At 71.2% G+C, this 25,931-nt stretch carries 22 protein-coding genes; 8 read left to right on the top strand and 14 right to left on the bottom strand.

The annotated features are described in order from the left end of the window. Positions 1-13 precede the first annotated feature (13 nt). The 9 genes from ACFYMM_RS20655 to ACFYMM_RS20615 all read right to left on the bottom strand — a co-directional run bounded on the left by ACFYMM_RS20655 (position 14) and on the right by ACFYMM_RS20615 (position 10,253). Positions 14-508: a hypothetical protein gene (locus ACFYMM_RS20655; protein ID WP_388388507.1), complete on the bottom strand. Its 495-nt coding sequence runs from the start codon at positions 506-508 to the stop codon at positions 14-16. A gap of 216 nt (positions 509-724) precedes the next feature. After that, positions 725-1,225 carry a hypothetical protein gene (locus ACFYMM_RS20650; RefSeq protein ID WP_388388505.1) on the bottom strand — a complete coding sequence of 167 codons (501 nt, stop codon included), beginning with the start codon at positions 1,223-1,225 and terminating at the stop codon, positions 725-727. Between the two features lie 446 nt (positions 1,226-1,671). Continuing rightward, positions 1,672-2,457 (bottom strand): calcium-binding protein, encoded by a 786-nt coding sequence (locus ACFYMM_RS20645; RefSeq protein WP_388388503.1) that lies wholly within the window; start codon positions 2,455-2,457, stop codon positions 1,672-1,674. A gap of 100 nt (positions 2,458-2,557) precedes the next feature. After that, complete coding sequence (locus ACFYMM_RS20640; protein ID WP_388388501.1) at positions 2,558-3,307, bottom strand: ABC transporter ATP-binding protein; 750 nt, start codon at positions 3,305-3,307, stop codon at positions 2,558-2,560. Between the two features lie 3 nt (positions 3,308-3,310). Then, entirely contained in the window at positions 3,311-4,990 is a 1,680-nt protein-coding gene (mdlC, locus tag ACFYMM_RS20635; protein ID WP_388388499.1) for a benzoylformate decarboxylase, read from the bottom strand. Next, positions 4,987-5,886, bottom strand: a complete 900-nt coding sequence (locus tag ACFYMM_RS20630; protein WP_388388496.1) for an ABC transporter permease — start codon at positions 5,884-5,886, stop codon at positions 4,987-4,989. The genes mdlC and ACFYMM_RS20630 overlap by 4 nt, the downstream gene beginning before the upstream one ends. Continuing rightward, on the bottom strand, positions 5,883-6,683 hold the full coding sequence (locus ACFYMM_RS20625; RefSeq protein ID WP_388388494.1) for an ABC transporter permease: 801 nt from the start codon (positions 6,681-6,683) through the stop codon (positions 5,883-5,885). The genes ACFYMM_RS20630 and ACFYMM_RS20625 overlap by 4 nt, the downstream gene beginning before the upstream one ends. Continuing rightward, the gene (locus tag ACFYMM_RS20620) at positions 6,680-7,645 is read right to left on the bottom strand and encodes an ABC transporter substrate-binding protein (RefSeq protein WP_388388492.1); all 966 of its coding nucleotides are present in this window, start codon (positions 7,643-7,645) and stop codon (positions 6,680-6,682) included. Before ACFYMM_RS20620 ends, ACFYMM_RS20625 begins: the two co-directional genes overlap by 4 nt. A gap of 58 nt (positions 7,646-7,703) precedes the next feature. Beyond that, positions 7,704-10,253, bottom strand: a complete 2,550-nt coding sequence (locus ACFYMM_RS20615) for a GH32 C-terminal domain-containing protein (protein ID WP_388388489.1) — start codon at positions 10,251-10,253, stop codon at positions 7,704-7,706. A 210-nt stretch (positions 10,254-10,463) separates the two neighbouring features. Here ACFYMM_RS20615 and ACFYMM_RS20610 point away from each other — a divergent pair, with 210 nt between their 5' ends. From ACFYMM_RS20610 to ACFYMM_RS20595, 4 genes are all read left to right on the top strand, one after another. After that, positions 10,464-11,513 (top strand): LacI family DNA-binding transcriptional regulator, encoded by a 1,050-nt coding sequence (locus tag ACFYMM_RS20610; RefSeq protein ID WP_388388487.1) that lies wholly within the window; start codon positions 10,464-10,466, stop codon positions 11,511-11,513. Positions 11,514-11,640: 127 nt separating this feature from the next. Continuing rightward, positions 11,641-12,378, top strand: a complete 738-nt coding sequence (locus ACFYMM_RS20605) for a DUF4097 domain-containing protein (RefSeq protein WP_388388485.1) — start codon at positions 11,641-11,643, stop codon at positions 12,376-12,378. 224 nt (positions 12,379-12,602) lie between these two features. Then, on the top strand, positions 12,603-13,109 hold the full coding sequence (locus tag ACFYMM_RS20600; protein ID WP_388388483.1) for a glutathione peroxidase: 507 nt from the start codon (positions 12,603-12,605) through the stop codon (positions 13,107-13,109). 80 nt (positions 13,110-13,189) lie between these two features. Beyond that, a complete protein-coding gene (locus tag ACFYMM_RS20595) occupies positions 13,190-14,074 on the top strand; it encodes a MerR family transcriptional regulator (protein WP_388388481.1) in 885 nt (294 codons plus the stop codon). A 131-nt stretch (positions 14,075-14,205) separates the two neighbouring features. On the opposite strand, the gene ACFYMM_RS20590 is transcribed toward ACFYMM_RS20595, so the two are convergent. The 3 genes from ACFYMM_RS20590 to ACFYMM_RS20580 all read right to left on the bottom strand — a co-directional run bounded on the left by ACFYMM_RS20590 (position 14,206) and on the right by ACFYMM_RS20580 (position 16,494). Next, positions 14,206-14,397 carry a DUF397 domain-containing protein gene (locus ACFYMM_RS20590; protein WP_388388479.1) on the bottom strand — a complete coding sequence of 64 codons (192 nt, stop codon included), beginning with the start codon at positions 14,395-14,397 and terminating at the stop codon, positions 14,206-14,208. 189 nt (positions 14,398-14,586) lie between these two features. Further along, on the bottom strand, positions 14,587-15,444 hold the full coding sequence (locus tag ACFYMM_RS20585) for a helix-turn-helix domain-containing protein (RefSeq protein WP_388388478.1): 858 nt from the start codon (positions 15,442-15,444) through the stop codon (positions 14,587-14,589). 291 nt (positions 15,445-15,735) lie between these two features. After that, positions 15,736-16,494 (bottom strand): GPP34 family phosphoprotein, encoded by a 759-nt coding sequence (locus tag ACFYMM_RS20580; protein ID WP_388388475.1) that lies wholly within the window; start codon positions 16,492-16,494, stop codon positions 15,736-15,738. A 228-nt stretch (positions 16,495-16,722) separates the two neighbouring features. On the opposite strand from ACFYMM_RS20580, the gene ACFYMM_RS20575 reads away from it, so the two are divergent. Further along, positions 16,723-19,224: a D-alanyl-D-alanine carboxypeptidase gene (locus tag ACFYMM_RS20575; protein ID WP_388388473.1), complete on the top strand. Its 2,502-nt coding sequence runs from the start codon at positions 16,723-16,725 to the stop codon at positions 19,222-19,224. A gap of 209 nt (positions 19,225-19,433) precedes the next feature. Next, a complete protein-coding gene (locus tag ACFYMM_RS20570) occupies positions 19,434-21,299 on the top strand; it encodes an MFS transporter (RefSeq protein ID WP_388388471.1) in 1,866 nt (621 codons plus the stop codon). Positions 21,300-21,315: 16 nt separating this feature from the next. Here the strand turns inward: ACFYMM_RS20570 and ACFYMM_RS20565 are convergent, their stop codons facing one another. Further along, positions 21,316-22,152 (bottom strand): hypothetical protein, encoded by an 837-nt coding sequence (locus ACFYMM_RS20565; protein ID WP_388388469.1) that lies wholly within the window; start codon positions 22,150-22,152, stop codon positions 21,316-21,318. A gap of 80 nt (positions 22,153-22,232) precedes the next feature. Here ACFYMM_RS20565 and ACFYMM_RS20560 point away from each other — a divergent pair, with 80 nt between their 5' ends. Both ACFYMM_RS20560 and ACFYMM_RS20555 read left to right on the top strand, forming a co-directional pair. Next, positions 22,233-23,021 carry an SDR family oxidoreductase gene (locus ACFYMM_RS20560; RefSeq protein ID WP_388388467.1) on the top strand — a complete coding sequence of 263 codons (789 nt, stop codon included), beginning with the start codon at positions 22,233-22,235 and terminating at the stop codon, positions 23,019-23,021. A gap of 125 nt (positions 23,022-23,146) precedes the next feature. Beyond that, on the top strand, positions 23,147-24,727 hold the full coding sequence (locus tag ACFYMM_RS20555; protein WP_388388464.1) for a sodium:solute symporter family protein: 1,581 nt from the start codon (positions 23,147-23,149) through the stop codon (positions 24,725-24,727). 19 nt (positions 24,728-24,746) lie between these two features. Here ACFYMM_RS20555 and ACFYMM_RS20550 read toward each other — a convergent pair whose 3' ends face one another. After that, the gene (locus ACFYMM_RS20550) at positions 24,747-25,862 is read right to left on the bottom strand and encodes an ADP-ribosylglycohydrolase family protein (RefSeq protein ID WP_388388461.1); all 1,116 of its coding nucleotides are present in this window, start codon (positions 25,860-25,862) and stop codon (positions 24,747-24,749) included. Positions 25,863-25,931: the final 69 nt, after the last annotated feature.

Genomic DNA, 25,931 nt, shown 5'->3' with positions numbered 1-25,931 from the left:
TCCGGTCACAGCACTAGCCAACGCCCACCCCGGCGGAGCGATTACGGCGGGACGTCCACCAACCCCAGGCCGTGTGGCCCACCAGAGCGACCGCAACGGCGACGGCCGTGAGCCCGACGGTGGTCCAGGTGCCCAGGACGACCTGACTCGGCCCGCGCGACTCCGTCTCCAGACGCATGAACGTCTCGGAAAAAGCCATCAGGGGAATGAGCAGCCGGAAGAGCAGGCCGCCGATTCCCGGCATCTTCGCGAGGTTCCCCAGGACACCGAGGGGTACTCCGAAGACAAATGCCAGTACCCCCCAGAGGGCGATTCCGGATGATCCCGCGCCTGAGGAATCCATTCCTTCCAGCGCGGCCAGGCTTGTCTTGGCCAGGTAGTAGGCCACGACACCGACAGCCAGCCCCAGAGGCGCGAGGACAATCGATTCGATTGTGGACCGGCGGAAATAGCCCACCAGAAACGCGTAACACGCCCACGGCCAACCACCGGTGAGGACGGCGCCCACGGCCACACCTGGGCGGCCGCCCCCATGCTCAGCGGCAGGCCCCAGCAGGCCGAGCAGCAAGCCGAGCCCGAGTGGCATCGCGAACGACGCGGCCCGAGCACCCCAAGATTTCACCCTCTCCCCCGTACGACCCCGATACGGCATTGCTCCGGGCGCTTACGCGCCCGGAGCAATGGCCCACCCGAGGGAGGTCAACCCTCATCGCTGCGGGCAAATTCATGCATTGTCGTAGTATGCGTAGCAGGTGTACGCCGCACCTTGCGTGTGGTTGGCGTAGGAGGTCTCCCCCTTCGCCACCCAGCCACTTGAATGGTCGATGTTGATGACCCTGACCGTGGACTTGTGAGTCACGTCCGCGCTGTAGTTCGAGTAGCAGTACTTTCCGGTTCCGGCCGACACCACCTCGTACCCATAGCACCACTTGCCATGGGTCACCGTCTGGCAGGTGTTCCCATCCGGGTGAACGGTCGACTTCTTGATTTCCAGCTTCACCACGCCCCATTCGGAGGGGTTGCCCAGCTGCGCCGGCGGTTTGACGCCGTCACCCCTCTTATGAATGACGGGCTTGCCGGCTACGAGGCCGCTGGCCTCAACCGCGATATCTCCGGTACGCGCCCCGCTCTGCGGGCTATAGGCCGCCGCCGGTGCGACAAATCCGGCAACCGCGAGCGCGGCGCCCGAAATGCCGAAGAGTATCGACTTTGCAAACCTTTTCACTTTTCCCCCTTTTTCCAGCCCCGTTACCGGGGACCGAGAAAGATCTTCTACGAGGACGCCGCAACGGTCAAGGCCTGGCCGATTCACGCCGGGATTCCCCGGGCGAATACACCGGCCGCGACGGCCGCACCGCCGGCCGAGAACCCGCGGCCCACCGTAAGCAGGCGTCAGAGCCGGAGGCCGTCAGGGAGAGGATGCGTCCGTGTCGCGCGGTTCCGGAGCCCGAACCGGTCTCGCGCCGGATGCCCGCCCCGCGCGGGCCGTCTCCTGTGCGTCGGATCCTGTGCGTCGGACGACGCGTGGGAGACGGGCCGCGTCGGGCCTGGAAGGCTCGTGTCCGCGAAGCGGTGCTCCGGGAACGGGAACGGGAGCGCCGGATGGGCCGGATGGGCAGGAGCCGCTCCCCGTGGTGCTGTCCTACTCGTACAGCACGGACTGACGTCTCGTCAGCGGACGTGGACGAAGTCGCCGGCCGTGGTGACCGGTGCGATGGTCGGCGTGCCCGCGAAGCTGTAGCGGAAGTAGCCGTCGGTGGAGGCGGTGACGGTCGTCTTGAGGTTGCCCGCCGCGTCGGACCTGATCGTCTTCAGCGTGGTGTAGGTGTTGCTGCCCTTCTTGCGGAACTGCAGCTTCACCGACTGGTTCGCGTCGCCGTGGTACTTGTGGTCGTCCCAGTTCGCCAGGGAGAGCTTGCCGGTGACCGTGATGGCCTTGCCCTTCTTCACCGGCGTCGGCGAGGCGTTGACCGTCAGCGTCGAGTTGTGCTGCACCTGGAACGTGGTGGCCGCGTCCTTGTGGATGTAGTCGAAGTCGTTGGCGGAGACCAGCGTGCCGAGGTTCCAGGTTCCCGCCGCGCTGTTGCCGACGAAGCCGGTCGCCGCCTGCGGGTCGAACGTGAGCGTGCCCGAGCAGGTGGACGTGGTGGCGCTCGCCTTGACGCAGGTGATCTGGCCCTGGTCGTACCAGACCTGGGCGAAGTTCGGGTTCGGGCCGAAGGCGCTGATGTACGTGGTCTCGGCGATGCCCGAATCGTCCGACGCGGTCACCGAGACCTTGGCGGACACCACGTTGGTGGTACCGACGACGACCGGCTTGCCGCCGTTGACGACGACCTTGTCGATCGTGATGTCGCCCGCTCCGCCGTCCGCGGCCTGGGCGGCTGTGGCACCGATGGCGGTGGCGACCAGCGCGACGCTGGTGCCGAGCAGGGCAAGGCGCGTGGTTGCGCGCATGAATGTTCCCCCACGGAGTCTTTGAATGGTCAAAGGGAGCCTACGGCTTTGGCCAATGGATCACCACGTAGTTATGACAACCTCTTCACACATCGCGCCTTCACACATCGCGCACCGCCCGTCCCACCTCCGTGCGCAGCGCCACGAAACCGGGAGAGCTGCGCGTGGTGATCTGGTCCCGCTCGCCCTGCAGATCGACCGGCAGGTCCCGGACGACACGGGAGCCGGGGCCGGGAGAGAGGACGACGACGCGATCGCCCACGTACACGCTCTCGTCGATGTCGTGGGTGACGAACAGGATGGTCGTGTCGTCGGTGCGGTGGACTTCGAGGAGGAGGTCCTCCAGGTCCTCGCGGGTGCCCGCGTCCAGGGAGCCGAACGGCTCGTCCATGAGCAGCAGCGAGGGACGGCAGACGAGGGCGCGGGCGATGGCGACACGCTGCTGCATCCCGCCGGACAGCTCCCGGGGATGGCGCCGGGCGACCCCGTGCAGCCCGACCCGTTCGAGGATCGCCTCGGCCTGGTCCCGGCGGTCGGCGCGGCTCCGGCCCCGGCGGCGCAGCGGCAGGGCCACGTTGTCGCGGACGGTGAGCCAGGGCAGCAGCGAGCGGCCGTACTCCTGGAAGACCACCGCGAGCCGCTCCGGTACGCCGGTCACCGGTGCCCCGTCGACGGTGACCGTGCCCTCCTGCGCGGGCAGCAGCCCGGCGACGGTCCGCAGCAGTGTCGACTTTCCGCAGCCGGAGGGCCCGACCACGCTGAGGAGTTGGCCGTCGGGCACGGTCAGGCTGATGTCGTCCAGGACGTGCTGGTCGCCGTAGTGCCGGCTGACGGAGTCGAGGCGCAGCATCCCTCACCCGGCCCAGGGTTCGTACAGGGTGCCCGCGCTGCCGGTCACCGCGAGATGCAGGAGGAAGGGGCCGGTGTCGTCGCCGCGGCCCAGGGCGTGGTCCAGGGCGGCCGGCAGTTCCCGCGCGTGCTCGGCGCGGGCCGCCGGGCAGCCGAGGGACTCGGCGAGGGCCGCGAAGTCGATGCCCGTGATGTCCGTGCCGGGGACGGGCGCGACGCCGATCCGGCGGCCCAGCGCGCTGACGGCCGCGTAACCGCCGTTGTCGAGGAGGACGTAGGTGACCGGTGCCGTGTGACGGGCCGCGGTCCACAGGGCCTGCACCGAGTACAGCGCCGAGCCGTCCCCGACCACGCACACCACCCGGCGCCGGTCGGCGAGGGCCCGGCCCACCGCGAGCGGCAGGCCCCAGCCGAGTGCCCCGCTGCCCGTGGTGAGGAAGCCGCCGCCGGACGCGACGGGCACGCGCGCGTGGAGCGCGTCCCGGTGGCTCGGTGCCTCCTCGACGAGGACCCGGTCACGCGGCAGCCGGTCGCGCAGCAGGTCGAAGAACAGCTCCGGGGTGATGTGTCCCGCGTGTCCGTCGGCGGGCGCCGGGGCGGGGGCCGTGCGGGGCGGCGGCGGTTCGCGGTCGGGTCCGGGTTCCCCCAGGAGCGCGGTGAGCCGTTCCAGGGCGGGCCGCAGGGTGGTGACGATGCTGGTGCCGGTGGGCAGCCAGGCGGCCTGGCCGGGGTCGCAGTCCAGGTGGAACAGCTCGGTGCCGGGCGCGAGCGGCGGACCGCCGTCCGCCACGTGGTAGGTGAACACCGGTGCGCCGAGGGCGACCACCACGTCGTACGGCGCGAGACGCGCGGACAGCCGGCGGGCGATCGGCGGCAGGAAGCCCTGGAACAGCGGATGCGTCTCCGGGAAGCCGGAACGGCCGGAGAGCGGGCTGATCCACACCCCGGCCCGGATCCGCTCGGCCAGCGCCCGCACCCGGTCCAGCGCGTCCTCGTCGTCCACGCCGGGACCGACCACGAGCGCCGGGCGACGGCAGGTCTCCAGCCGGGCGGCGAGCGCGGCCAGGGCGTCCGGGTCGGCCGTGAACGCCGACCGCACCTCGCGGGGGGCGACGGGCTCGGCGGGCCGGTCCCAGTCGTCCTCGGGCACGGACACGAAGACGGGCCCGCGCGGCGGCGCCATCGCGACCCGGTACGCCTCGGCGAGCACGGCCGGCACGTCCTCGGCCCGTTCCGGCTGGCGCGCGAACTTGACGTACGGGCGCGGGAAGCCGGCCGGTTCGTCGGCGCCGAGGAACGGCCGCAGCTGGATCAGCGAGCGCGCCTGCTGACCGGCCACGATCACCAGCGGCACCCGGTCGCGGAAGGCGTTGAAGACCGCGCCGAGCGCGTGCCCCACCCCGCCGGCCGAGTGCAGGCTGACGAACGCGGCCCGCCGGGTGCCGAGCGCGTGCCCGGCCGCCATGCCGACGGCGACGGACTCCTGCAGCCCCAGCACATAGGTGAAGTCGTCCGGCCAGTCGCGGAACATCCGCAGTTCGGTGGAGCCCGGGTTGCCGAAGACCGTGGTCATGCCGGTGTCGCGCAGGAATCGTACGACCGCCTCCCGCACGGTCGTCGGCGTCGACACCGTCCCCGTGGCCGTCGTGGCCGTCGCGGCCGTGGCCGTCCTGGGCCTCGTCATGCTGTCCTCCTTGCGGACGCGGATGCGGACGAACCCGGGCCGACGAGCCGCTTCTCGACCGCCAGCAGTCCGGTGTTGAGGAGATACCCGAGTGCGCCGAGCAGCAGCAGTGCCGACCACACCGTGAGCAGGTCGGAACGGGTCTGGGCGTCGGTGAGGGTGAATCCGATGCCGTCGTCACTGCCCGGCAGCAGCTCGGAGAACACCATCAGGATCAGGCACAGCGACAGGCTGAGCCGGAGCCCGGCGAAGATCCGGGGCAGCGCCGAGGGCAGGATCAGGAACCAGAGCCGTTCGGCTGCCGTCAGCCGCAGCACGGCCGCCACCTGGAGCCGCAGCGGATCGGTGGCCCGGGCGCCCTCGGCCGAGTTGACCAGCACCGGCCATACGGCGCCGAACACGATCGACGCCACCTGCATGGGCGTACCGACGTCGAAGACGACGACGAACACCGGTACCAGCGCGGGCGGCGGCACGGCCCGTGCGAACTGGAGCACCGGGTTGCACAGCGCGTACGCCCGGCGTGAGCGGCCCACCGCGATCCCCAGGGTGATCCCGGCGACGGCGGCCAGGGCGAACCCGGCGGCCATCCGGCCCAGGCTCGGCAGGACGGTGCCGACGGCGTCCGGGGTGAGGAACAGATGGCCTGCGGGGCCCGAGAACCACAGTGCGCGGGCGTGCCGGACGATCCGCAGCGGCGGCGGGAAGTACACGCTGTGCCGCGCGCGGGCGGCCAGCTCCCAGCACAGGACGGCGCCGAGGAACACCGCCCAGCGCAGCAGGAAGGGAACGGCGGCGGCGGTAGCGGTGGTTGCGGCGCCGGTGGTGGTGCGGGGCGGGCCGGGTGTCGATCCTGGCCGTCGGTCGCCCCGCGGCTGCGGCTGTGCACGGCTCATGTGCGGCGCCGTTCCGGCTTGTCCGGAGCCGGCCGGGGTTCCTGGGCCCAGGCGAACAACCGCCGCTCCGCGCCGACCAGTACGCCGTTGATCAGCAGCCCGAGGCCGCCCGCCCACACCACACCGGCCAGCACGTCCCGTGTGCCGTCGGTCGCGGTCTGGGCCTGGGCGATGAAGATGCCGAGGCCCTGCCCGAAGCCGGCGAGGATCTCCGTGGCGACGGCGAGGATCAGGGCGACCGCGGCCGAGATCCGCACGCCGGCGGCGATGAAGGGGGCGGTGGCCGGCAGCTCCACCCGCAGCAGCACCGCGAGCCGGCCGAACCCGAAGGCCCGCAGGGTGTCCCTGGCCAGCGGGTCGGTCTCGCCGAGGCCGTAGACGGTGTTGAACAGCACCGGCCACACCGAGGCGTACGCGATCAGCGTCACCTCGGTCCGGGTGCCCGACCCGAGCAGCAGCGACACCAGCGGGATCAGCGCGACGGACGGCAGCGGCCGCAGGAACTCGATCACGGTGCGTACGGCGGCCTCCGCCACCGGCACCGCGCCCAGCAGCAGGCCCAGCGGCACGGCGAGCGCACAGGCGAGTCCGAGGCCGATCGCCCACGCCCGCAGGGTCACCCCGATCCCGTCGAGGAAGCCCGGATCACCCGCCAGCCGTGCGGCGCGGACGAGGACGTCGGACGCGGGCGGCAGATAGCCGCGCCGGACGATCCCGGCGCGGGCCACCGCCTCGCAGATCCCGACGGCCGCCGCCGCGCCGAGCAGGCCCAGCAGGAGTTCCTGACGCCGGGTCATCTCACCAGCAGGGGTGCCGGGTCGATGTCCTTGCCGAGCAGTCCCTGGGTGCGCATGAGCCGGACGAGCCGGCGCAGGACGGCCGGATCGGCGCTCGGCGGATAGGCCGGCAGGTGGATCGACGCGGCCTGGTCCGCGGTCACCTTGGTGTACCTGGGCAGTTCGGCGCGTACGGCGGCCGGGTCCCGGGCGGCCAGCTCGGACGCCGCCTCGACGGCCCGGCGGAAGCCGGCCGCCGCCTTCGGGTCCTTCTTCACGAAGGCGGCGGTGGTGACGTACCCGCTGGCGGGCAGGCCCCGCGCCGGTCCGGAACCGCCGTCGAGCAGCACCCTCGCGCCCAGCTCGCCCTGGATGGCGGTGTCGAAGGGCTCGACCGCGTGTACGGCGTCCGCCTGGCCCCGCTGGAGGGCGGGGCCCATCTGCGGGAACAGGATCTGCCGGTAGACGGGCCGGCCGGCGTGCCGGGCGTCGAGGATCGCGTTGAGGGTCAGGGACTGGATGTTGTTGAGGACGGCGACGGCGACCTTCTTGCCGGCGAGGTCCGCGGGCGACTTCAGGGCGGAGTCCCTGGGCACGAGGACATCCATCATGTGCGGGGCGATCCGCACCCCCTCGGCGAGGATGCGCAGGTCCAGGGTGCCTTTCTCGTACGCCTGGAAGTAGGTGACGTAGTTGGCGCTGGCGATGGCGTCCACCTGGCCCTTGAGCAGTGCGGGCAGTGCCTGGATGCTCTGCTGCACGGGCACGATGCGCACGTCCAGGCCCTCTTTGGCGAACAGCCCGCGGTCCCTGGCCAGATAGAGGGCGGCGGAGTCGGTGAGCGGCAGTGCCGCCACGGTCAGCTGCCGGCGGCCGTCACCGGAGTGCGGTGTGCCGCCGCTGTCGCAGCCGGCCAGGACGAGCGCCGCGGCGGCGGCGAGCGCGGCGAGGCGGCTGGTCCGGCGTAATCGAGGTGAGGACATGTGGGCATGCCTACCCCGGATTTGTCATGATCTCTACATACCTGTTCGTGGTGAGTGGTCACTTCCAGATGGACGCCAGTTGCCACGCCCGCAGACGGTTGAGGGTTGCGGTGCCGTTGTCGGCGAAGAGGTCGACGCCGGTGGCGGCGGGATCGGGGAAGATCTGGTCGGTGAGGACGACCTGCCGGCCGGCCGCGTTCTCGGCGTAGACCTCGACCGAGGACGCGTCGACGAGGATGTGCAGGCTCAGGGGCTTGCCGTCGAGGGCGAGCCGGGCGTGCTCGGTGCTGGAGAAGGACGGGTCGAAGTCGGTCGCGCCGGAGGCGGTGCGGTCCAGGTAGACCTCGCCGGTGGTGGTGTCGTAGCCGATCCGGGTGCGCCGGCCGCCGCCGGTGCGTACGTCGAGGCCGAAGCGGTCGGCGGTGCCCGCGGTGAGCCGGGCCTGGAGTTCCAGGACGCCGCCCCGGACGGCGAGCGGCGTGGTGCCGTCGGTGACGGTCGTGGCCGGGACATCGGCGCCGGCCCCCCGGAGCGTCTTCAGTTCGCCGACCGGCTGCTGGACCAGTTGGGTCGTGCCGTCGACGGTCCGCAGGGCGAGCTGCCGGGGGAAGGTGTCGGCGCTGCGCCAGGGGCTGGTGGGGATGGTCTGCCCGTAGTTCCAGCTGTTCATCCAGGCGATCATGACGCGTCGGCCGCCGGGGGCGTCGTTGAAGGTGTTGGCCGCGTAGAAGTCCTGGCCGTGGTCGAGCCAGTGCGCGCGCTGCGGGACGGACAGGGCCGGCTTGTCGGCGGCGGTGAAGTCGTCGGCGAGGACGTGTCCCCAGCCGCCGGTGTTGGCGTCGACGATCTGGAGCTGGGCCTTCTTGCCCTTGTAGGCGGTGGTGCCGAAGGAGGCCCAGTCGAGGTTCTCGGAGTCGGAGCCCGTGGCGCTCCGCACGATCTCGCCGTCGACGAGCAGGTTGACGCCGGTCTCGGCGGAGCGCGGCTGGGCCCGGGTGTCGGAGAGGACCACCTGGTCGAGGTCGATGTGACCCCACCCGCCGGTGTTGCCGTCGACGACCTCGATCCGGGCCTGTTTGCCCCGCAGGTCGGACAGGTCCCACGAAGTCCAGTCCAGCGCCTCGGAGTTGGCGCCGGTGGCGGAGCGCACGACCTTGCCGTCGACGACGAGTTCGACGGCCGTGGGGGCGTCGGAGCTGACGCCGTGGTAGCCGCCGCCGATGAGGAAGTCGAGGTACTTCTTGTCGATCGTGAAGGCCGGTGAGGTGAGGGTGCCGGTGGCGGCGTCGCCGTGCAGGTAGCTGTTGACCAGGCCGTGGCCGAGGTAGCCGGAGACCTGCTGCTGGTCGGGCAGGGTGCCCTGGGCCGGTCCGGTGCCGAAGGCGTCGCCGGTGGCGGTCCAGTCGCCCACGGGGCTGGAGTAGGTGCCGCCCTCGAAGTCGGCGAGGGTTTCGCCGGCCGGCGTGGGCTCGTCGCCCAGGACCGAGCCGGGCCGGTACGGGTGGTTGCCGCCGCCCACCCTGAAGTTGATGTAGTCGCTGTTCACCGTGAACGGGGGTGAGGTCAGCGTGCCGGTGGTGGCGTCGCCGCCGTGGAAGCTGTCGGCGAAGCCCTGGCCGCCGTAGCCGGTCACCGCGCTCTGGCCGTCCACGGCGCCGGTCGCCGGGGCGCCGCCGAACGCGCTGCCGGAGGCCGCCCAGTTGGCGTACGAACCGGACTCGAAGTCCTGCATGACGGTGCCGCTCGGGGCGGTGTACGTCCCGCTGTCGTCGGCGGTGAATTTCGTGCCGTCGAAGTCACCGACGAAGTACTGGGCGCCCGAGCCGCCGGCGACGGCACCGGGGTTGAGGTTGACCGCCAGCACCCACTTGGTCTTCTTCGCGTCGCCGTCCACGGGCAGCGGGAACAGGTCCGGGCACTCCCAGACGCCGCCCGTCGCGCCGGCCGGGCCGAAGTCGCTCAGGTGGCTCCAGTGTCTGAGGTCGGTGGAGCGGTAGAAGGAGATCCTGTGCTGGTCGGAGAGGGCTACGGCCATCAGCCAGCTGTGGGTGGGGGCGTACCAGAACACCTTGGGGTCGCGGAAGTTGGCCGAGCCGAGGTCGAGGACCGGGTTGCCGGAGTACTTGGTCCAGGTGGTGCCGCCGTCGGTGCTGTAGGCGAGCGACTGCCGCTGGACGCCGGTGGACTTCACCAGGCTGGTGTAGACGGCGACCAGGGCCGGGTCGGCCTTGGTCCCGAAGCCCGAGGTGTTGTTCCTGTCCAGGACCACGCTGCCGGAGAAGACCATCTCCTCGTCGTCCTGCGGGATGGCCACCGGGAGTTGCTTCCAGTGCACCAGGTCGGTACTGACCGCGTGGCCCCAGGACATGTTGCCCCAGGTGTTGCCGGACGGGTTGTACTGGAAGAACAGGTGGTACCGCCCCTTGTACCAGATCAGGCCGTTGGGGTCGTTCATCCAGTTCCGGTCCGGGGTGAAGTGGAACTGGGGCCGGTACGTCTCCTGGTAGAGGGTGCCGGCCGAGGCCGGGGAAGCGACGACCAGGCCGAGTCCGGTGAGGACTGCCAGCGCGGCGAGCAGCCGACGGCGCGGACGAACCGTTGGGGACATGGTGCTCCTTACAGGCCACAGGCGAGCCCGCCCGTCAGGGGAGCGCGGCAACGAGGGGTTCGAGCCGTCTGGAAACGTTTCGCCGCAACGTACGGCCGCCGTGCCGCACTGTCCAGACTCTGTGCAGCAAATCGCTCTCGTGGGAGGATGCGTACGACGACGAGGGATGCCGTCGGGTGCGGTCGACCGGGGGTGAAAACGTTGCCGGACATGTCACCGGAGCCCGCGAACGACGCCGGCCGGCGGTCGGTGACGATGCGCGATGTCGCGACCATGGCCGGGGTGGGCATCGCCACCGTCTCCCGGGTCGTCAACGGCAAGCCGGGGGTCACTCCTGACCTGGCGGAAAAGGTGACGCGTGCCGCCGAGTTGCTCGGCTACCGGCAGGACCTGACGGCCAGCAGCCTGCGCCGGGCCGACCGCCGCACCCACACCCTCGGGCTGATCCTGGAGGACGCCGCCAACCCGTTCTCCGCCGCGCTGCACCGCGCGGTGGTGGACACCGCCGCCGAGCGCGGGGTGCTGGTCCTGGCCGGGTCGACCGACGAGGACCCGGTCAGGGAACGCGGCCTGGTGAAGACCTTCACCGCGCGCCGGGTCGACGGTCTCGTCGTCGTTCCCACCGGACTCACCGACACGGATCTCGACGCGGCCCGCCACGGCGGCACACCCGTCGTGTGTGTGGACCGCCCCACGACCGCGCGGCAGACGGACACCGTGACGGTGGACAACCGGGCCGGCGTGCGCGCGGCGGTGCGCAGGCTGTACGCGGCGGGACACCGGCGTATCGCCTTCCTCGGGGACCTCCCCGCGATCTGGACGGCCGAGGAGCGCCACGCCGGATTCGTGGAGGGACTCGCGGAGACGGGCTGCGTCCTGCATCCCTCGCTGGTACGGCGCGGAGTGCACGGCGCCGGGGCCGCCCAGCGGGCCACCCGCGAACTCCTCGCCCTCGCCCAGCCGCCCACGGCGCTCGTCTCCGCCCAGAACCTCGTGACCGTGGGCGTGCGCAAGGCGTTGCAGGAACTCCGGCTGCAGCACCGGGTGGCACTGGTCGGCTTCGACGACCTGCCCTTCGCCGACCTGCTCGAACCCGGCATCTCGGTGATCGTCCAGGACCCGGTCGCCATCGGCCGGGAGGCCGCGGCCCTGCTGTTCGACCGCCTCGGCGGCGAGGGCGGCCCGGCCCGGCACCGCGTCCTGACCACTCGCTACCTGGCCCGCGGCTCCGGCGAACTCCCCGGGCCCGAGGGCAGGTGAACTCCCGGCGGCCGACACCGCCGAAGCCGGCATTGGGGGGTTTTCCCCATCGTGGGCGTCAGGGGCGGCTGCATAAGGTCGGGGTGACCGCTCGATGACGCAACTCGCTCCACACAGGGGGATTTCCATGCGACGCCTGCAGACCCACGCCCTTGCAGTGGCGGCTTCGGCCGCTCTCGCGGTCGGCGGGCTCTCCGCGTGCTCGGCCCTCGGCCAGAAGACCTTCGAGGACGACTCCGCGTTGTCCCAGAAGGTCACCTCCATCCATCTGGACAGCAAGGACGGCGGGGTGAAGGTGGAGGCTTCGGCGAACACCTCCAAGGTCTTGGTGCACCGCAAGGTCGACTACCGCGGTGACAAGCCGAGCGGCACGTCCTTCCACGTCGAGAACGGCGTCCTGACGCTCCTCGGCTGCGGCAAGGACTGCGGCATCGAGTACGACGTCAAGGTGCCCGCCGGTCTTCCGGTGACGGGAGGAACGTCCAACGGCGATCTCACGCTGGACGACGTCGGCACGGTCAACGTGCACACGACCAACGGCGAGATCGCGGTGAACGGCGCGAGCGGCCCGGTGAAGCTGCGCACGTCCAACGGCGAAGTCCGCGTCAAGGGCGTCAAGGGCGGCGGCATCGACACCCAGACGTCGAACGGCGCGGTGACGATCGAGACGGCCACCCCGCAGAACATCAAGGGCCGCACCACCAACGGCAGCCTCACGGTCACGGCGCCGGCCGCGAAGTACCAGATCACGGCCGACACCTCCAGCGGCAGCAAGAAGGTGGCGTTCGAGAACGACCCGTCCGGCACCTACCGCCTGGACCTGTCGACCACGAACGGTGACCTGACGGTGAAGTCCGCCGGCTAGTGCCGCGGCAGGCAACGTCTGCCCGTCAAGGAGCGGCGTCCGGTGCGTGCTCTGGGGGTCCCCCCGGCCGGAGGCTGGGGAGTGAAGGGGGTCCCCCGCCCGAGGCGGCGAAGCCGGTTCGAGGGTGGGGGCGCGTGCCGGGCGTCGCGACGGGGCGAAGGTTGCCTGTTGCGGCACTGGAGGCCCGGGACCGGATCGGTACTAAGCGGAGATAGCATCCGCTTATGACGACTACTGACCAGAACAACTCCGTGCTCGACGTCGAGATCGGTGCCCTGCGGGGTGGTTCCGCGGATCTGCCGCAGTACGCGGGCCAGGCCGTGCTCATCGTGAACGTGGCCTCCAAGTGCGGACTGACCCCCCAGTACTCCGGGCTGGAGCGGCTGCAGGAACGGTACGCCGGGCAGGGCTTCACCGTGCTCGGCGTGCCCTGCAACCAGTTCCTCGGGCAGGAGCCCGGCAGCGCCGAGGAGATCGCCGAGTTCTGCTCGGCGACGTACGGCGTGACCTTCCCGCTGACCGAGAAGGTCGAGGTGAACGGGGAGGGCCGGCACGCGCTGTACGAGCGGCTGGTGGGCTTCGCCGACGGCGAGGGGCACAGCGGTGACATCCGCTGGAACTTCGAGAAGTTCCTGATCGGGCGGGACGGCGAGGTCGTCGCCCGGTTCTCCCCGCAGACCGAGCCGGAGTCGGCGGAGGTCGTGGCGGCGGTGGAGGGCGCCCTCGCCTGACGGCGGCCGCCGGCAGGTGTTGACCTTGCCCCTGGGGCAGGGATGAGTCTCCTGGTCACCGGGCGGAAAGGAACCGCCCGGTGACGGAGGATGCTGGAGTGGACGACGAACTGCTCACCATCGGCGCGTTCGCGGCGCGGGCACGGCTGTCGGCGAAGGCGCTGCGGCTCTACGACCGCCTGGGCCTGCTGGCCCCCGCGCAGGTGGACGAGGCCACCGGCTACCGCTACTACCGGGCGGGCCAGGTCGGCCGGGCCCGGCTGGTGGCACTGCTGCGCCGGCTCGACATGCCGCTCGCGCGGATCGCCGAGGTGGTCGAGGCGGACGGGCCCGAGGCGGCCGACCGGCTCGCCGCCTACTGGGGCGGCGTCGAGGCACGGGTGGCCGGTCAGCGGACGCTCGTCGAGTACCTCCGTGGACTGCTGTCGGGGAGGAGCTCCGAGATGTACGGAAAGTTCGAGATCGAGACGGTGGACGTGCCCGAACAGGTGGTGATCACCGAGACGCGGCACACCCTGGCGGACGAGCTGCCGGCCTGGATCGGGGCGTCCCTGGGGCGCCTGGAGGAGGCGGCCCGGGCGTGCGGCGGTACGGCCGGGGCGCCGTTCGTCGTCTACCACTCCGAGGTCTCCATGGAGAGCGACGGGCCCGCCGAGTCCTGTGTGCCCGTGGCGGACGAGGCGGCGGCCCGGGCGTGGGTGGCCGCGCGGGGGCGGCCCTGGCAGACGACGGTCCGGGTGGAGCCGGCCCGGCGGCTGGCCTACACCCGGATCACCAAGGCCCAGGTGGCCCATCCGCAGATCCTGGCCGCGTTCGAGGCGGTGGAGCGGTGGATGGCCGGGCAGGGACGGGAGCCCGACGGCCCGTGCCGCGAGGTGTACTTCGCGGACTGGGACGCGGCGGGCGCGGACGACCCGGTGTGCGACGTGGCCTTTCCGCTGAAGGGACTTCCCGGAGCGGAGTGACCGGGGTGAACGGGGTAAGGGGCGAGCCCCCTCGGCAAGGACGGCGGGCTAGTCGAGAGGGCTCTGTGGGTGGTGCTTGTGCAGTTGTCGTCGTCGCGGGCGTGAGCGGGCGAGGGTCAGGGAAGCGCCCCCTACGCCTTGACCGATGCGACGAAGGCGTTCCACGCGTCGGCGGGGAAGGCCAGGGTGGGGCCTTCGGTGACCTTGGAGTCGCGTACGGCGAGTTCCTCGGTCGCGGGCGACTTCACCTCGACGCACGCCCCGTTCCCTGCGGAATAGGAGGACTTCGTCCACGTCTCCGTGGCGCCCTGAAGCAGTGCCATGTCCACTCCTGTAGCGAGTTGCTGTAGTGCGAATCACGCCAACCATGTCGAACGGTTGGCGTGATCGACGCTACTCGGCAACCGCCCTTTCTGGAGCGGTCGTTCACTCGACCGGATGGCATATTCCAGGTGAGCCTTCCGCCAGAGCGTGACACCGTTGTAAGATCCGGCGCTTCACTCAGAGAAGGCTCAACGGGCGTACTCTTTGGCCACATCCGAGATGAACTGCCGGGATTGCTCCACATTCAGCGACTGCGCCCGCAGATGTTCGTACATGACGGCGTACCTCTGGACGTCGTGCGCCTTCTCCAGGTACAGGTCGCTGGTGACGCCCTCCAGGTAGACCACGCTGGAGTCGGCCGCGTCGGCGAACTCCAGGATCGCGTACTGCCCGTTGAGCCCCGGGTGCGCGCCCACCTCGAACGGCAGCACCTGCACGGTGATGTGGGGCAGCTGGGACATCTCGATGAGGTACTCCAACTGCTCCCGCATCACCAGCTTGTTGCCCACCACCCGGCGCAGCGCGGCCTCGTCCAGCACCACCCACAGCCGGAGCGGGTTGTTCTCGGCGGTGATACGTTCCTGTCGCCGCAGCCGGACCTGGACCCGCTTCTCGATGTCGCCGGTCGAGGTCTCCGGCAACGCGCCCTGCACCAGCGCCTCGGCGTACGCCCGGGTCTGCAACAGGCCGGTGACCAGCTGGGGTTCGTACACGCGCAGCGACTCGGCGTCCGTCTCCAGCCCGATGTAGACGCTGTAGGGGATGTCCCCGAAGGCGTGCCACCAGCCCTGCTGCCGGGAGTCCCGGGCCATCTCCATCAGCGACTCGACGACCCGCTGGTCCTCGACCTCGTACACTCCGCACAGGTCGCGTACGTCGCGCTGGCTGATGGATCGTCGGCCGTTCTCCAGCCGGCTGATCTTCGACTGCGACACCAGCAGTCTCTCGGCTACTTCCTCTGCCGTCATGCCCTTGAGCTCGCGGAGCCTGCGCAGCTCCTGGCCCAGCCGGCGTCGCCTGACGGTGGGATTGACATTGGACGCCACGGGACGTGCACCTCCGGCTGCCTGCCTGTACCTGACACTTTGCGTATCTGCTGCTGAGCAGACTGCCACCAAGGTGCTCGTTGCCGCTGGCAAACGGTGGATATACGGCGCGTACGCGTCAGTTGGGGCAAGCGTGACCGAGCGGGGCGGCGAGACGGACGTCTCACCACCCCGCTCGGTCCAGCGGCTCCCGTACCGGGCTTCTGGGGCCTGCGGCACATGCGGTGCGTGGGTGCTGCGGTGCTCGTGGTGCGTGGGGTACTGCGGTGCTCGCGGTACGTGCGGTACGGCTCAGTGGGCCACGGCGCGCGCCATGGTGCCCGCGCGTCGGGGCTGCATCGGAACACCGCGCGCGGGTTCCGGTGCGGGCCTGGCTCCGGGGGCGACCTGACGGCCGGCCGGGGCCGGGGCGCGGCGCGGCTGGGCCGCCGCACCGTTCTGGACGTCCATCACGGCGTGCGCCACGAGGCCGCCCATGGGGTCGTGCCGGATCAGATCCCGCAGCCGGGACCGCGAGGACCGGCCCTCGTTCCCCGGATACAGGTGCTTGCCGAGTCCGACCGCGTGGGCCAGGGCGGCGAGCGCCGCGGTCCGCGGGTCCGGCGGTACGCCGGTGCGGATCGCGGAGTCCAGTCGGGCTCTGATCTCCCGGCTGATCTCGTTGTCCGTCGCCTGGTAGCGAGTCGTCGGCAACACCCCGCACATCTGGCCCGCCACGGCGGCGACCATGCCGCACCGCTCCAGATGCGTGAGGTAGACCTGACGGAGCCCCAGTCGTGGCCCGCCGATCCAGTTCACTGCCCGCACGGGAGCGCCACGCCTTCGCAGCAACTCCAACGCGCAGTCCAAAGTCGGATCTCCAGTCGGCCGTGGTGCCACCACGGCGATACGATCCCCGTCTGGGGCTATCCGTCCGGCCAGCGCCAGCTCCACTAGCTGCGCTCCGGCCAGACCGAGGTCGAGCGACTGCGGCTGCGCAGTGGTACCCGTGGCCGGGTCCAATGCCAGCAGCAGAAGCTCCTCCGGAAGTGTTCTGCGGCTCCTGCCCATCCATGCCTCCCCGCGTGGATGAAAGACAGGGTGACCCCTCTCACATTGGTCTGTCGAGGGTGCGTGACCTGTTTGTGAGGGAACCAGTAGGTATGTCGTTCTCGTCTACCGCAGGGGTCAAGCCCGCACACAGGACACTGGTACATGGTTCGGACAGCCGGGGGGAGGCGTGTCCGGGCGGGCGCTCGGTTGGTTCGGTTCGGTAGACGCACGCGGGGCGTGCGGCGCATGGAGGAGGCATCGGTGGCGGGCGAGTCCCCCGACAGGTCGAAGCAGCGCGAGTCGTCGGCAGAACCGACGTCGGGGAGCGCGGGTACGGTTCCCGAGGCACGCGATCCGCGTCGTCCCGCGGCCGGTGCGGAGGAATCCGCCGGCGGTGTGGACACGGCGACGAAGGTCTTCTCGGTACGGGCTGCGAAGCGGCCCGCCGACACCCCCGAGGACAAGTCCGACACCCGCCTCCGGGCGGCCGTGTCGGCGTGGGTCCGCAAGGGGGACGCGGAGGCCGAGGCCGAGGCCGAGGCCGATGACAAGGCCGAGGCCGATGACAAGGCCGAGGCCGGAACGGAAGCTGAGGCGGAGTCAGAGGCTGCGGCTGGGGATGCGGCTGCGGCTGCGGCTGCGGCCGATGCGGATCCGGCTGAGACCGGTGCGGAGGACGGCGAGGCATCCGAGGCGGAGGCCGACGACGAGGACCGGACGGACGCCGAGGCGGATGACGCCCCGGAGGCCGGCGCGGAGTCCGAGACCAAGGCCGGCGGCCGGGACGACGCCGAGCCCGCCGCCGCCGAGCCGATGGCCGACGAGGCCGACGAGGCCGACGAGGCCGACGAGGCCGACGAGGCCGACGAGGCCGACGAGGCCGACGAGGCCGACAGTGACGTAAAGCCCGACAGTGACGTGAAGCCCGACAGCGCGTCGCAGACGGAGACGAAGGCGGACGAGCAGGACCCGGCGGACGAGGAAGGTCCCGCGAAGGCCGAGGCCGAGGACGCCGACGACGCTCCCGAGGCCGCCGCCGAGGCGGACAGCGACGCGCCGGAAGCCGACTCCGAGGACGACCCGAAGGCCGACGTCGCGTCCGCGAAGGAAGTCTCTGACGTCGAGTCCGACGAGTCCGACGAGTCCGACGAGTCCGACGAGTCCGACGGCGGCGACGACACCGGCACCGCCGCGGAGGCCGGTTCCGGGGTCGATCAGCCCACCACCGTCTTCAAGGCCCCGCGCCCCGCCAAGCCGCAGGTCGATCAGCCGACCACCATGCTCAAGGCGCCGCAGGCACCCGCGCCCAAGGAGTCCGCGTCCGAGCGGACCAGCAAGTTCGTCGCGCTCAAGCCGCTCGACGGTCCCGCCGACCGCAAGCCCGCCGGCCGGGCGACCCCCGCCGACGCGACCACGCCCGTCCCGCAGGTCGGCCCCGAGCGCACCACGCAGCAGCCGCTGCCGCCCAAGCCGCCGATCGATCTGCTGGCCGAGCTGACCAACACGCCCCCGCCGCCGCAGACCCCCGTCCGGACGCTGGTCCGCCGGGTGAAGATCTGGACTCCGCTGGTCCTGCTGCTGGCGATCATATTTGCGGTCGTGCAGACCCTGCGCCCGCTGCCGTCCCCGACCCTCGACCTCACCGCGAAGGACACCTACACCTTCGACGGCAGCAGCACGGCCGTCCCGTGGCCTGCCCAGGGCCAGGCGGCGCTCGACGTCCAGGGCATCGGCAGCTTCGGTTCCTCCGGCGCCCAGAAGCCCGTGCCCATCGCGAGCGTCGCGAAGGTCATGACCGCGTACATCGTCCTGCACGACCACCCGCTGAAGAGCGGCGCCGACGGCCCCAGGATCAAGATAGACCAGGCCGCCGAGGCCCAGTCGAACGCGGGCCAGGAGTCCACCGTCCACGTCACCGCGGGCGACGAGATCACCCAGCGGGAGGCCCTGCAGGGCATCCTCATCGCCTCCGCGAACAACGTGGCCCGTCTGCTGGCGCGCTGGGACGCCGGCTCGGAGAAGGCGTTCGTGGCGAAGATGAACGCCACCGCCAAGGGCCTCGGCATGACCAACACCACCTACACCGACCCCTCGGGCCTGACGAACTCCACCGTCAGCACCGCCGTGGACCAGGTGAAGCTGGCCAAGGCCGCGATGACCGAGCCGGCCTTCCGTGAGGTCGCCGCGATGATGTCGTACAACGACTACAAGGGCGTGAACCACCCCAACTGGAACCGCCTGGTCGGCCACGACAACGTCGTCGGCATCAAGACCGGCACCACCACCTCCGCCCTCGGCAACCTCGTCTTCGCGGCGAAGCAGCAGGTCGGCGGGCAGACGCGGATCATCGTCGGGGCCGTGGTGCGCCAGCCGGCCGGCGGCTCGGACGACACCATCATCAGCGGGGCCCTGTACGCGGCCGACAAGCTGATCCGGTCGGCGCAGGGTGCCCTGAAGTCCGCGACGATCATCAAGAAGGGCGCCGTCGTCGGATACGCGGACGACGGGCTCGGCGGCCGTACCCCCGTGGTGGCCACCCAGGACGTCACCGCCGTCGGCTGGTCCGGCCTCAAGGTGAAGCTGTCCTTCGTCGCCGACAAGCTGCCGCACACCGCGAAGGCCGGCACCAAGGTGGGCACGCTCACCGTGGGCGACGGCGGCACGAGCGGCGCCGTCCAGGTTCCGGTGGCCCTGAGCGGGGACCTCACCGAGCCGGGCTTCGGCAGCAAGCTGACCCGCCTCGGCTGACCGGCCCCCGCCGGCCCGCCACCCCGGTTCGTCCCCCGCGCACCCCGCCGACGGAGTCCCTCGGCGGGGTGCGTGCTAGCGTCACGAATCGGGGCAGGACGCCGGTCGAGGGAACGCGGCCGCGAACCGCACAGGAACGGCCGGGAACATTGAGGAACGCCGAGCAGTACGGCCGAGGACGGAAGACGGGACACGGGGAGTGCCTTCAGGTGGCCACAGCGGAGCCGACACGCGCCGACGACGCCCAACCGGGTCAGGAGACCGGCCCGCGAATACGCCCGCCCGCGGCCGGGGCTGACCCGGGCCCGGCCGGCGGTACCGGCCGCCGCGCCCGTCTGCTCGCCCGCGCCGAACCCCTGCGGCAGCGGATGCTCGGCCATCCGGTCCTGTCCATGACCGCGCTCGCCGGGATCCTGCACATCGTCTGGTTCTTCACGTTCGCGAACAGCGGCGGCGACCTCGCGGCGCAGGACGCGTGGGCTGAGTTCGTCGGCCGGCACCCCGACTCGGCGTACAACCTCGCGTGGTACGGCGGTATGCACCCGGTGTCGTACAGCGTGGTGTCGCCGTACCTGATGTCGGTGCTCGGGGTCCGTACCACCATGATGATCGCCGGGACGGTCTCGGCCGGCCTGCTCACGATGATCCTCATCCGCAGTCGCTCGGTGCGCAACCCCCTGTGGTGCGCGCTGGCCGGTGTGTTCGCGCTGATCTGCAACGCCATCTCCGGCCGAGTGACCTTCGGTCTGGGCACGATGTTCGCGCTCGCGGCGGTCGCCGCCGTCTTCTGCTGGCCCTACCGCTGGCGTCACAAACGCTGGGCGAAGGCCCTGGTCGCGGCCTCCATGGCGGCCCTCGCGACCATGTCCTCGCCGGTCGCCGGCCTGTTCGTGGGGCTGGTCGCGGTCGCGCTGTTCCTGCAGAAGCGGCGTCCGGGCGCCTGGGCGCTGGGGCTCGCGCCGTCGGCGGTGGTCGCCGTCTCCGCCTGGCTGTTCCCTTTCTCCGGCACCCAGCCGATGACCATCGGCTCGGTGATCCTGCCGCTGGCGTACGGGCTGCTGTGCCTCTTCCTCGTGCCCAGGCAGTGGAAGACGCTCCGGCTGACCGCCGCCGTCTACAGCCTGGGTGTCGTCCTGGTGTGGCTGGTCAGCTCGCAGATCGGGTCGAACATCTCGCGGCTGCCGATGCTGTTCGCGGGCGTGACGCTGGTCGCGGCCCTGCCCTTCACGGTGCCGCGTTCGCGCAAGTGGTACCTGACCGTGCTGGGCTGTCTCGGCCTGGTCGGCTGGATCGGCTTCAAGTCGGTCGACGACATCATCCACACGACCCCGGCCGCCTCCTGGGCGCGCGAACTGGCCCCCCTGGTCAACGAGCTGCAGCACGTCGGCGCGGAGAAGGGCCGCGTCGAGGTGGTCCCGGCCCGCTCGCACCGCGAGGCCTCCGCGCTGGCGCCGTACGTCAACCTGGCCCGGGGCTGGAACCGCCAGGCCGACATGGAGCGCAACCCGCTCTTCTACGACGACACCCTCAACTCGGCGAACTACCACGAGTGGCTGCAACGCTGGTCCGTGCACTTCGTCGTGCTGCCCAAGGGCGAGCCGGACGGTGACGGCGGCCAGCGCGAGCGGGCACTCGTGCAGCGCGGGATGCCGTACCTCACGCAGATCTGGGGTGACGCGAACTGGCAGCTGTTCAAGGTCACCGACCCGACCCCGCTCGCCGAGCCCAACGCGGTCGTCGACCGGGCCGAGCAGGGCGAGATGACCCTGGAGGTCAGCAAGGCGGGCCGCATCCTCATCCGCATCCCCTACTCCCCGTGGCTGAGCATCGTCGACGCCCACGGCAAGAGCCTGAAGCCGCCGCAGGAGACGCAGGCCTCCAAGCACCGGGCCAAGGGCACGCCGAAGACGTACGACAACGTCAACGGCTGCCTGATGGAGACCCCGCAGGACGAGAAGGGGGACAAGTGGACGATGCTGCTGGCGCCGAGGGCGGGGACGTACCGGTTGGCGGCGCCGTACCAGCTTCCGCGCGGTACGCCCTGCCCGGACGAGCTGAAGCCGTCGTCCCGCTGAGTCCCGGGCGCCCGCCTCAGCGGAGGGCGTCGACGTAGCGGTCGGTGCCCGGCACCGTCGGGATGAACGGCGCCACCAGTTCGACCCGGCCCAGCCCCGACTCCTCCACCTCCGTGTCCAGCCCGTCGAAGCGCTCCCAGCACTCCCGTGGGTCCGCCTCCAGGAACCACAGCAGGGTCAGCCGGGTGTCGACGCCCTCGACCTGTTTGACGTAGGTCATGCGATCGCCGGGCAGCGGGGTGGGCCGGAAGACGGTGACCATCGCCGCCGGGGAACCCGCCAGCCGCCGGGGCAGCCGGCGGGCCCGCAGCCACTCCAGCAGTTCGGCCCGCCGCTCGGCGGACTCGGCGTCGACGACCTCGACGACCAGCCCGGCGTAGGGGTGGTCGAGGGCGTGGAAGTCGCGCGGGCCCGCCGCTCCGTCCCGGTACACCGTCGCCTGGTGGTCCTGGAAGGCGGTGAAGACGTGGGTGCGGTCCTGGTAGACGCGGGCGTCGCGGTTGAGGCGTTTGTTGATGGCGACGGTCCACCGCATGTGGTCGTCGTAGCGGCCGTCGGTGATCCAGTACGTCGAGAGGTAGCAGCCGGCGGTGACCGGCTGGGCGACGGCCGACTTCTCCGGGTAGCGCAGCAGCCGCAGGTCCCGCGTGGCGACCCAGCGGCGGCCGGCGTACATCCAGGGCATGGCCATGGCGCCGGCGTAGTAGTGGTCGTCCTCGTACCAGCGGTTGTAGGCGTACTCGTGGCCGGGGTGCGGCTCGACCATGGTGATCAGGGCGTGGCCGGGGTGGACGCCGTACGGGCCGACGGCGGCCAGTTCCGCGTACGTGTCGCTGCGGGTCTCCTCGGACATGGCGCTCCCCTTCCGTCCTCCTGCGGTCGCCCATACTCTGACGCTCCGTCAGATAAAGCGCCAGAGCCGGGAGGTTCTCCATGTCACTGCTCGCGGGCCGGACGGTCGTGGTGTCGGGGGTCGGGGCCGGTCTCGGCCACCAGGTGGCGGCGGCGGTCGTACGGGACGGCGGGAACGCGGTGCTCGGGGCGCGCACCGAGGCGAACCTCGCCAAGAGCGCGGCCGAGATCGATCCACGGGGGGAGCGCACGGCGTACCGGGCGACGGACGTCACCGACGAGGGGCAGTGCGCGGCGCTGGCGGAGCTGGCGCGGGAGCGGTTCGGCGGGATCGACGCGGTGGTGCACGTGGCGGCCTGGGACTCCTACTTCGGCGGGGTCGAGGACGCCGACTTCGCGACCTGGCGGTCGGTCATCGACGTGAACCTGCTGGGGACCCTGCGGATGACGCGGGTCTGCCTGCCGGCGCTGCGGGCGGGCGGGGGCGGCTCGGTGGTGTTCATCGGGACGCAGTCGGCGGTGGCGGCGCCCTCGCAGGTGAGGCAGGCCGCGTACGCCGCCTCGAAGGGGGCGCTGACCAGCGCGATGTACTCGTTGGCGCGGGAGCTGGGACCGGACCGGATCCGGGTCAACACCGTGCTGCCGGGCTGGATGTGGGGGCCGCCGGTGCAGGCGTACGTGCGGTTCACCGCGCAGGGCGAGGGGGTGCCGGAGGCGGAGGTGCTGGGGCGGCTGGCCGAGCGGATGGCGCTGCCGGAGCTGGCGACGGACGGGGATGTGGCGGACGCGGCGGTGTTCCTGGCGTCGGACCGGGCGCGGGCGATCACGGGACAGTCGCTGCTGGTCAACGCGGGGGAGCTGATGCGCTGAGTTCATATGCGTGAACAAAGGCCATCACGTCGAACATCTTTGCCATCCCTTGACGCGTCGATTACTTGTCGTGTTCACGCGGCAGCGCTGACGATGAGCGCCGGGCGAACCCAGGGAGGGCGCACATGAACGGTCTCGACTGGACCGTGCTCATCGGCTATTTCGGCGTCATGGTCGCGATCGGCTTCTGGTCGCACAAGCGGGTCGACACCGTCAGCGACTTCTTCACCGCCGGCGGCAAGATGCCCTGGTGGCTGTCCGGCATCTCGCACCACATGTCGGGCTACAGCGCCGTGATGTTCACCGGGTACGCCGGCATCGCCTACACCTACGGCGTCACCTCCTTCGTCACCTGGTCCTTCCCGATCGCGCTGGGCATCGCCATCGGCTCGAAACTGTTCGCGCCGCGCGTCAACCGGCTGCGCTCCCGGCTCCATGTGGCCTCCCCGCTGGAGTACCTGAAGAACCGTTACAACCTGCCCACCCAGCAGGCGCTCGTCTGGTCCGGCATGCTGCTGAAGATCGTGGACGTGGGCGCCAAGTGGGCGGCCATCGCCACCCTGCTGTCGGTCTTCACCGGCGTCTCCCTCAACCAGGGCATCCTCATCACCGGCGCGATCACCGCCGTGTACTGCACGATCGGCGGACTGTGGGCGGACGCGCTGACCGAACTCGGCCAGTTCGTCATCCAGTTGCTGGCCGGCCTGTCGATGTTCATCGCCGTCGTCGCGAAACTGCACGACAAGGACATCGGCTTCCTCGGCGCCTGGGACCAGCCGGCCCTGCACGGCCACGGCAGACCCCTGGTCGGCCCCTACGGCACGGTCTTCCTGCTGGCCTTCCTCTTCATCAAGCTCTTCGAGTACAACGGCGGCATGCTCAACCAGGCCCAGCGCTACATGGCCACACGCGACGCCCGGGAGGCGACCCGGTCCGCGCGCCTGTCGGCGGCCCTCTGGCTGGTCTGGCCGGTGGTCCTGTTCTTCCCCATGTGGATGTCCCCGCTGCTGGTCCACGCCAAGAAGCCGGACGGCTCCGACTCCTACGCCCTGATGACCGAACAACTCCTCCCGCACGGTCTGTTGGGCCTGGTCGTCGTCGGCTTCTTCTCGCACACCATGGCCATGTGCTCCTCCGACGCCAACGCGATCGCGGCCGTCTTCACCCGGGACGTGGCCCCGGTGCTGTCGCGTCGGGCCCGGGAGTGGGGCCGGCGCCCGGCCCTGGTCGCTGCCCGGGTGACCACGGTGGTCTTCCTCGGCCTGTCCATGTCCGTGGCCACGCAGGTCAACACCCCCGCGTTCAAGGACATCATCACCGTCGTCATCAAGTGGGTCGCCGGTCTGATGGGCCCGATCGCCATCCCGATGATGCTCGGCCTGCTGCGCCGGTTCCGCCGCTCCGGCCCGACGGCCGCGCTCACCAGCTGGGCGGCGGGCCTGCTGGCCTTCTGGCTGGTCAACTACCCGATCAACTGGAACGTCCACGGCGGCGTCCCGCTGCAGTACCAGGTCTCGGTCCCGCTGGCCGTCTCCCTGGTCCTGTACATCGTCGTCGGCTACCTGAGGCCGGAGGACACCCCGGAACGCCTGGCGGTCATCGAACGGATCAACACGGACGACGACGGCACCGAGGCCCTGGCCGTCCCCGTACCCGCCGGGGCCGGGGACGACGTGGTGGGCACCGGCACGCCGGACCGGACCTGACCCGGCCCCCGACCAGGGCTCAAGCCCTCGGGTACCTCGCCAGCCACCCCGGCGAGGACCCGGCGGGCCCGTGCAGGGCGGGGCCCTGGGTCATCTCCATCGCGAAGTCGTCCGCCAGCTCCAGGATCGTGGGACGGCCCTCCAGCTCGGCCAGCCAGGCCGGCGGGAGGGCCGTCTCGCCGTGCAGGGCGCCGAGCAGGCCGCCGGTGAGGATGCCGGCCGCGCCCGAGGGGCCGCCCTGGTTCACCGCGAGGCACAGCCCGTGCCGTACGTCCTCGCCGACCAGGGCGCAGTACACGGAGCAGGCCAGCAGGCCCTCGGCCGTCCCCTCCCCCACCAGGTCCTCGACCCGGGCCGGGTTGGGCATGCCCTGCCGTACCGCGCCCAGGGCGTGCTGGAGGGCGTCGGTGACCGGCTCGTGGCCCGGCCGGGGGGCGAGCAGGGACAGCGCCCGCTGCACGGCACCGTCCAGGCTCTCGCCCCGGGCCAGCCCGTGCACGATCACGGCGTACGCGCCCGCCGACAGACAGGCGACCGGATGCCCGTGGGTCTGGGCCGCGCACTCCACGGCCAGCTGCACCACCAGCTGCGGCTCCCAGCCGACCAGCAGCCCGAAGGGAGCGGAGCGGGCGACGGCCTCCGGGCCGCTCTCCCCGGGGTTCTTCGGCGAGTCGAGCGTGCCCATGGTCTCGTCCCCGAGCCCGAGCAGCAGCGCCCGGCTCGGATCCCGCCGGGCGTACAGCCACTCCTCCCGGGCCAGCCAGCCGTCGTCCTTGCGGCGCTCGTCCGGGCCCCAGTCCCGCTGGGTGGCCGCCCAGCGCAGATACGCCCGGTGCAGATCGGTCGGCGGATGCCAGGCACCGGTGTCGCGCCGCACCTGGGCGCGTATCAGACCGTCCACGCTGAAGAGCATGAGCTGGGTGTGATGGGTGACGGCACCGCGCCGCCCGTACCCGTAGGGGAGGTCGACGAGGCCCTCCGGGCCGTACGAGGTGCGGATCTCGTCCAGTCCGAGCGTGTCGACGGGCCCGCCCAGGGCGTCGCCGACGGCGGCCCCGAGCAGGGTGCCGCGCACCCGGCTGCGGAAGTCCTGCTGTTCGGCACGGCCCCAGACGGCACCGGATGTCGCACCCACGCAGACCTCCTCACGGCACCGTCCGTCCGTACGACGCTCAGCACTGTAATCGACCAGGAACGGTCCGTT

Origin of the sequence: Streptomyces sp. NPDC006739 (assembly GCF_042869815.1) — a bacterium.
GTDB lineage: Bacteria > Actinomycetota > Actinomycetes > Streptomycetales > Streptomycetaceae > Streptomyces.
Note: the sequence above shows the minus strand (reverse complement) of the source record. Positions and strands in the feature narration are given on the sequence as shown.

Coding starts and splice junctions, on each gene's coding strand:
- ACFYMM_RS20645 (WP_388388503.1), bottom strand. CDS start 2,457: ATGCGCGCAACCACGCGCCTTGCCCTGCTCGGCACCAGCGTCGCGCTG.
- ACFYMM_RS20640 (WP_388388501.1), bottom strand. CDS start 3,307: ATGCTGCGCCTCGACTCCGTCAGCCGGCACTACGGCGACCAGCACGTC.
- mdlC (WP_388388499.1), bottom strand. CDS start 4,990: ATGACGAGGCCCAGGACGGCCACGGCCGCGACGGCCACGACGGCCACG.
- ACFYMM_RS20630 (WP_388388496.1), bottom strand. CDS start 5,886: ATGAGCCGTGCACAGCCGCAGCCGCGGGGCGACCGACGGCCAGGATCG.
- ACFYMM_RS20625 (WP_388388494.1), bottom strand. CDS start 6,683: ATGACCCGGCGTCAGGAACTCCTGCTGGGCCTGCTCGGCGCGGCGGCG.
- ACFYMM_RS20620 (WP_388388492.1), bottom strand. CDS start 7,645: ATGTCCTCACCTCGATTACGCCGGACCAGCCGCCTCGCCGCGCTCGCC.
- ACFYMM_RS20615 (WP_388388489.1), bottom strand. CDS start 10,253: ATGTCCCCAACGGTTCGTCCGCGCCGTCGGCTGCTCGCCGCGCTGGCA.
- ACFYMM_RS20610 (WP_388388487.1), top strand. CDS start 10,464: ATGTCACCGGAGCCCGCGAACGACGCCGGCCGGCGGTCGGTGACGATG.
- ACFYMM_RS20605 (WP_388388485.1), top strand. CDS start 11,641: ATGCGACGCCTGCAGACCCACGCCCTTGCAGTGGCGGCTTCGGCCGCT.
- ACFYMM_RS20600 (WP_388388483.1), top strand. CDS start 12,603: ATGACGACTACTGACCAGAACAACTCCGTGCTCGACGTCGAGATCGGT.
- ACFYMM_RS20590 (WP_388388479.1), bottom strand. CDS start 14,397: ATGGCACTGCTTCAGGGCGCCACGGAGACGTGGACGAAGTCCTCCTAT.
- ACFYMM_RS20580 (WP_388388475.1), bottom strand. CDS start 16,494: ATGGGCAGGAGCCGCAGAACACTTCCGGAGGAGCTTCTGCTGCTGGCA.
- ACFYMM_RS20575 (WP_388388473.1), top strand. CDS start 16,723: ATGGAGGAGGCATCGGTGGCGGGCGAGTCCCCCGACAGGTCGAAGCAG.
- ACFYMM_RS20565 (WP_388388469.1), bottom strand. CDS start 22,152: ATGTCCGAGGAGACCCGCAGCGACACGTACGCGGAACTGGCCGCCGTC.
- ACFYMM_RS20560 (WP_388388467.1), top strand. CDS start 22,233: ATGTCACTGCTCGCGGGCCGGACGGTCGTGGTGTCGGGGGTCGGGGCC.
- ACFYMM_RS20555 (WP_388388464.1), top strand. CDS start 23,147: ATGAACGGTCTCGACTGGACCGTGCTCATCGGCTATTTCGGCGTCATG.